Annotated in this window: 2 protein-coding genes; one reads left to right on the forward strand and one right to left on the reverse strand. The window is 70.1% G+C overall.

Annotated elements, in window-relative coordinates; genetic code table 11:
• Nucleotides 1-143 precede the first annotated feature (143 nt).
• A complete protein-coding gene (locus AC3XYG_RS03415; RefSeq protein WP_489138409.1) occupies nt 144-1022 on the reverse strand; it encodes an NAD-dependent epimerase/dehydratase family protein in 879 nt (292 codons plus the stop codon).
• A gap of 233 nt (nt 1023-1255) precedes the next feature.
• Here AC3XYG_RS03415 and AC3XYG_RS03420 point away from each other — a divergent pair.
• The coding region (locus AC3XYG_RS03420) for a catalase (protein ID WP_489138410.1) at nt 1256-1599 on the forward strand (344 nt) is incomplete at its 3' end.

Consider the following 1599-nt stretch of genomic DNA (forward strand, 5'->3'; position numbering starts at 1 on the left):
GTGCATCGTCCTGCGCCTGAAGGACGGCAAGATCGTCGAGGAGATCGGCCTGGATGACGGGGTCACGGCGCTGACCCAGCTCGGCCTCATCAAGGCCGCCTGATCCGGAAAGGGGCCCGCACGTCTCTCGTGCGGACCCCGCTTCAGCTCACATGGTCCCAGACATTGTCCTGGGGCTGGTAGCCGATCAGCCGGCGCGTGGCCTCGATGTCCCACGCCATGCCGGTGTTGCCGGACATGGCGTTGACCACGATGCCCGGCGTCGGCCAACCGGCGGCATCGGCCAGCAGCGCCCGCTCGATCACCGCCAGCAGGTCGCGGTTCGACAGCCACATGTTGCGGAACCAGCGCAGGTTGCGCGCCTCGTCCGGATCGACCGCGGCCGCGTCGCCCGGCACGCCCGCCGCACTCAGCGTTTCCGGCAGATTCTCGCCCGGCTGACACCAGCCGATGCGCAGGCTGACCGTGGTGAAGGCGCCACGGGACAGGGCGGCCCGCGCTAGGCACAGCCGCTCGCCCATCAGCTTCGAGGTTGCGTAGGCGGAGGGCTGCACCACCTGGCGGCCGTTGAACTGCCGCGTGCCTGGGCCGGGCGGCAGGTCGGTGCGCAGGCCCCCAGCCGCCAGCCCGTCGGCCAGCGGCGGGTCCTTGTACTGCCCCATCACATGGTTGGACGACGCGAACACCAGGCGGCGCACCCCGGCCTCGGCCGCGGCCTCGACCAGATTGGCGGTCATGTCGAAGGAGGCGGCAGCGTCTTCCCACGGCGCATCGGGCCAGGGATTCTGCGCCGCCAGATGGACCACGCCGTCGACACCGGCCAGCGCCTCACGCCAGCTTCTGTCGTTCACGTCCTTCAGATCGGCCTCGACCGGCTGGACCCGCGGATCATCGGCGGCCGGCGCATGGCTGGGACGGTCGACGGCAAGCACGCGGCTGTACCGGCCGCCGGCCAGCAGATGACCCATCAGCTTGCGGCCGAGATTGCCCCCGGCACCGGTGATCAGGACGCTCTGCGACATCGACGGATGCTCCGGCTGCGGCCCGGCGCGGGCCGGGAGACGGCACACTGGAGCATATGGGATGCGTGCTGGGAAGGCCGCCCGGCTCCGCGGCCCTGTCCTGAATGGACGGTCGAATGGCAGCATCCGGCGGATCGGTCGAATTGCGGCCCCGCGGGACCCCGCCTAGCCTTGCCGGAACAATCGCGGCCGCCCTTTCAAGCCTTCGCCGAACGCCAGCAGGAGACCCGCCCATGTCCGACCAGAAACCCTTCACCAACGCGACCGGCGCCCCGGTCGCCGACAACACCAACATCCTGACCGCCGGCCCGCGCGGCCCCGCCCTGCTGCAGGATGTCTGGCTGATCGAGAAGATGGCGCATTTCGACCGGGAGGTGATCCCGGAACGCCGCATGCACGCCAAGGGCTGGGGCGCCCATGGCACCTTCACCGTCACACAGGACATCAGCCGCTACACCCGGGCCAAGATCTTTTCCCAGGTCGGCAAGCAGACGCCGTTGTTCGTCCGGTTCTCGACCGTCGCCGGCGAACGCGGGGCGGCCGATGCCGAACGCGACATCCGCGGCTTCGCGGTCAA

The sequence above is a fragment of the Inquilinus sp. genome, assembly GCF_057815775.1.